Annotated in this window: 6 protein-coding genes; 2 read left to right on the top strand and 4 right to left on the bottom strand. The window is 54.3% G+C overall.

What is annotated here, in order from left to right:
* Window positions 1-335: 335 nt before the first annotated feature.
* The 4 genes from A3AG_RS32435 to A3AG_RS0100355 form a co-directional block, all read right to left on the bottom strand.
* On the bottom strand, window positions 336-578 hold the full coding sequence (locus A3AG_RS32435) for an FmdB family zinc ribbon protein (RefSeq protein ID WP_081610656.1): 243 nt from the start codon (window positions 576-578) through the stop codon (window positions 336-338).
* A gap of 11 nt (window positions 579-589) precedes the next feature.
* Window positions 590-1,135 (bottom strand): ankyrin repeat domain-containing protein, encoded by a 546-nt coding sequence (locus tag A3AG_RS32430; RefSeq protein WP_081610655.1) that lies wholly within the window; start codon window positions 1,133-1,135, stop codon window positions 590-592.
* A gap of 72 nt (window positions 1,136-1,207) precedes the next feature.
* On the bottom strand, window positions 1,208-1,816 hold the full coding sequence (locus A3AG_RS0100360) for a hypothetical protein (protein WP_025586805.1): 609 nt from the start codon (window positions 1,814-1,816) through the stop codon (window positions 1,208-1,210).
* Window positions 1,817-2,307: 491 nt separating this feature from the next.
* On the bottom strand, window positions 2,308-2,757 hold the full coding sequence (locus A3AG_RS0100355) for an Lrp/AsnC family transcriptional regulator (RefSeq protein WP_018003671.1): 450 nt from the start codon (window positions 2,755-2,757) through the stop codon (window positions 2,308-2,310).
* Window positions 2,758-3,000: 243 nt separating this feature from the next.
* Here A3AG_RS0100355 and A3AG_RS32425 point away from each other — a divergent pair, with 243 nt between their 5' ends.
* Window positions 3,001-4,017 carry a 1-aminocyclopropane-1-carboxylate deaminase gene (locus A3AG_RS32425; protein ID WP_018003670.1) on the top strand — a complete coding sequence of 339 codons (1,017 nt, stop codon included), beginning with the start codon at window positions 3,001-3,003 and terminating at the stop codon, window positions 4,015-4,017.
* Between the two features lie 184 nt (window positions 4,018-4,201).
* Window positions 4,202-4,403 (top strand): transposase (locus A3AG_RS30985; protein ID WP_167332252.1); only part of this gene is annotated, 202 nt, incomplete at its 3' end.

The raw sequence follows: 4,403 nt of genomic DNA, 5'->3' as shown, positions 1-4,403 counted from the left end.
GCCTACCACCTCGTGCGCATGCGCTCGCTGGGACAAATCCGTCCGCAGTTGCAGTAATCGCGCTAATGAGGCCGGAATGGGCGCCAAAACGCGGAAAAAGCCGAGGCAGTGACGTCCGGCTTCCGGATTGTGAAAAACAGCGCTCCCCGCCTTGCGGGGAAAAACTCATCGCTAGCGCGATGAGTACTTCAGCAGCCTGCTAGGTCAATCGCCATTCAAATCCGTATATGAGGAGAAGACGGCCCAAGAGCGCGGTGGCGTGAGGATCGTTGCAAGGCTTCGCGAAAGTGAGCGGCCTCTCTCTGGCGTACGTGTCGGTCGTCCCCCTCTTTCTTTCAGCTCCGGCGAAGGAGTTCCCGTTGTTCCTCCGCTGTGTAATTGCTGAAATGTCCTTCCTTTGCCGCCTGCCGACGTGCGGCTGCGATGAGCGACTTGCTACTCAGGGGAGGGGACGGCGCAGAGACTTGCCTAGTCAGTCTCACGCTGCCACATTGCGGGCACACGGGCTTTTGGCTAGCGCGTACAAGCGTTTCGTAGCGTAGACCGCATTGGCAGCAGACATAGTCGTATAGCGGCATCGGCCTCTTCTTCATAGAAAATTAGTATCCAACGGAATGGCCTTTGTTCGATGGTCGATGCCATTCCGCATTACGCAATCAGTCATCATTTCCAGGGCGTTTCGCCCGTCGGGTGCTACGAGCCTTTCATTTGCTCCTAGCGACATCAAAAATCTCATAACGTCAAGCCGGCCACTTGAAGCGGCCTGCATTAGACACGTGAGGTCATCTCCGTTTGTGTGATCGATTTCGAGGCCGGCCTCGATTAACCTGAGGACGGTTTTGGGCGAACCGTTCAAACACGCATACCAGAGCGCACTATTTTCTTCATCGTCTAGCATGCCGACAGGTACACCCTCATAGAGCAAAGTCGCGACAATGTGGTCATTCCCCTCTAGCGCTGCCTCCATCAGCGGCGTGACGCCATTTACGCCAACTGAATCTGCGTCGTGGAAGCCATGCTTGGACAGCCATATCACAAGGGGCGCATGCCTACGGCTTTTCCACGATACTTCGATACTTCGGGGGCGTTCAGCACCTATGATCTCGTACGGGGCAATCGTGTTCTCCAGGGACATCTTGCACTCCGGTTGTATCTTTGTATCCCGTTAGACGAATTGTCACACTTCAAGAGGCCACAATGAAAAACGTCAGACTGGTCGATTCTCATGTGGATTGCGCACCGGACCCATTACTTCGATTCCTTCTTCATAGCTGATAATGTCAAAGGGCAAATCGAATCGGCAACCGGCGTCGGCTATAGCATCTAACTTCGCTGCCGTACTTTGCTTTTTTAGCTCATTTTTTTCCAAGTACAGAAGCTCCAGCATCTCGTTGTACACAGTGGACTCAACGATCGGCAGTACATAGAACATTGCTCCCCTATACGGTACTTGGTACCGCTTAGTCAGATCGATATTGTCGCAGAAAAGGAAGTACTTCCCGCGCGCGTGCAAGGCGTCACCCAACACTTCGGCGACGTCCCGTAAGTGCTCGAAACTCAAGAGCCAGCCGCAAAAGAATGGCAGCTGAGAATCACCCGCATGGGCTACAGCCATCACCTGCTCGCAACACAGTTCGGGTGGCCGTGCCTCGTCGGCGAGCCGCGGGGCGAAGCGGAGCGCGAGTTCGCCCCGAAAACCAACGCGCCTTGGCTTCGTCGTTCGACCCTTGAAGACTGCATTGAGAAGACGCCCTTCGTGTTGGAGACGTGCGAACGGGTTGTCGGCGAGTTCATCACGAACAGGTGTAGCGGTCATACATATTCCTCCTTTCAAGCAAAGGCACTCCACACTAACCGAAACGTTGCGTATGGAGCGACGCGACCGCTAAGACCTTCGCAACTTCCGTACCAGCAAAAAATATGCTGAGATGGTATGCGGGCAGGCTACTCGACGAGTAGCGAGGTGTCATTCGCGACAAAAGGAGCAGATGTTTGTCTTAAAGGCCACTGAAAAAAGGTACATGGCACTACACGCTCACGCCAAAATTGAGAAACCACTGATGCCGAGAAACGCGACGAGGAAACCGACTGAACTGGGGCGCAACAACCACTGTGCAGTGGCCGAAGAACGAAAGGCAAGCGCTCAGTTTCGGCAATAGTGTTACGCGACGCGGGTAGGCCCTCGAGCTCAGGCGCTGCTAGTGGCTAAGCACGCCACCGCCCTGTCTCCGGAACCAAGCAGTACATGGCCAGCGTAGCTTTTTACAAGCCGACCTGAACAGATGCTGAAACTTACCGACAGTCGCTTCAGATCAAAATCGGAAGCTGGGTGCTCGATAGGACTTCCTTGAGCGTCATGAAGGAGCGGAGTTGTCGTACACCGGGCAGGTATAGAAGTTGCTCAGAATGCAGTCTGTTAAAGCTCTCGCTATCCCGAGTCCGGACCATCATGAAATAGTCGAACTCCCCAGCTACTACATGGCATTCCATGCAGCCTGTGACTTTTCTCGCGGCCTCCTCAAACTTCGAAAAGGACTCGGGAGTGGCACGTTCCAGGACCACGCGAATCAATACCAGCATGCCAACTCTTAGCTTCACCGGATTCAGCAGCGCCACGATGCTACGGATGAGGCTAGTCCTCTCGAGTCGTTCAACGCGCCGAGAGCACGCCGGCGGGCTTAGATTGAGATGCGCTGCCAGCGCCAGGTTTGAGATCGATGCGTCTTGCTGCATGGCTCTCAAGATTGTCAATACCATCTAGTGCATCAACGCTTACCTTAGCGTTGGGTGGTCGTGTGAAATGTTGTGGTTCCCATGGTTTTCATGCGCGAAAAATTGAAGTCAATTCTTTTATGGTGCTCAAATTTGGCGAGCTTTGCAAGAGTGCCTCGCGCGTTCCATTTTCGAGTCAATTCGTTTGTGAACTGGGAAATAATCCAAGAGAAAGTGTCCCCGAATTGCCCTCGCGAGTACAACTTACCATCACGCCGGAGCTCCGCCATGAAGATCGAATGCTTTCCCCGTTACCCATTGACATTTGGCCCATCCCCCATCCATCCTCTAAGGCGACTGAGCGAGCATCTCGGAGGACAGGTCCGGCTATACGCAAAGCGTGAGGACTGTAATAGTGGGCTAGCTTTTGGAGGAAACAAAACCCGAAAACTTGAATACTTGATTCCCGATGTGCTAGAGCAGGGTGCCGACACGCTGGTGTCGATTGGAGGCATACAGTCTAATCAGACAAGGCAAGTGGCGGCGGTAGCAGCACATCTTGGACTCAAGTGCGTTCTGGTCCAGGAAAACTGGGTTAACTACTCGGACGCCGTCTATGACCGGGTGGGGAATATCCAGATGTCGCGCATTATGGGAGCTGACGTACGCCTAGTTGGCGACGGTTTCGATATCGGAATACGAAAGAGCTGGAAAGAGGCAATAGAAAGTGTGCTTCATGATGGAGGAAAACCATATCCGATTCCCGCTGGTTGCTCTGAACATCCCCTGGGTGGCTTGGGTTTTGTTAGATTCGCCGAGGAAGTTCGGGAGCAAGAGGCGGAACTTGGCTTCCGCTTTGACTATATCCTGTTGTGCTCTGTTACGGGTAGCACACAAGCCGGCATGGCAGTCGGTTTTGCAGATGAAGGACGCGCCAATCGCGTGATTGGCGTTGATGCTTCGGCAAGGCCCGAGCATACTCGGGAGCAAATTGTGCGAATCGCGCGCCACACCGCACAGCTTGTCGACCTAGGTCGCGAGATTACTGATGCTGACATCGTGCTCGACACGCGTTACGGCGGACCGGAGTACGGGCTACCATCCGAAGGTACGCTCGAAGCAATCCGTTCGTGCGCCAGGTATGAAGGCATAATGACTGATCCAGTGTATGAGGGTAAGTCTATGCACGCATTGATCGATATGGTCCGTGGTGGTGAATTTCCTAAAGGCTCAAGAGTGCTATACGTCCACCTAGGCGGCGCGCCAGCTCTAAGCGCGTACAGCTTCCTATTCCGAGGTGGTTAAGAATTCCGCTCAGAAGCAGGGGCTGATTGCGAATCGAGGGCAGAGTGGATATGCGGACAACACCATCGCAAATTGTCTGGCAGCTTAGCAGGCTGCTGAAGTACTCATCGCGGTAGGGATGCTCTGCACAATTAGCCGGCGGATGTGCTTGCAATGAATCGTCGAGCCAGCGAGCATGTGGCGCATGAAACAAACTGACCTTGGACTGAACTTGTCGACCAAGCGCACCCGCAAGCGCGAATTCCTGGACGAGATGAACCGTGTGGTGCCATGGGCCGATCTGGTGATGCTGATCGCTCCGTACGCCCCGGAAGGCAAGCGCGGCCGTCCCCCGTTCGCGGTCGAGGCAATGCTGCGCATCCACTTCCTTCAGCAATGGTTCGGCC

This window comes from Cupriavidus neocaledonicus, from assembly GCF_000372525.1.
In the GTDB taxonomy this organism is placed as follows: Bacteria; Pseudomonadota; Gammaproteobacteria; order Burkholderiales; family Burkholderiaceae; genus Cupriavidus; species Cupriavidus neocaledonicus.
This window is presented reverse-complemented; position numbering and strand designations above follow the sequence as displayed.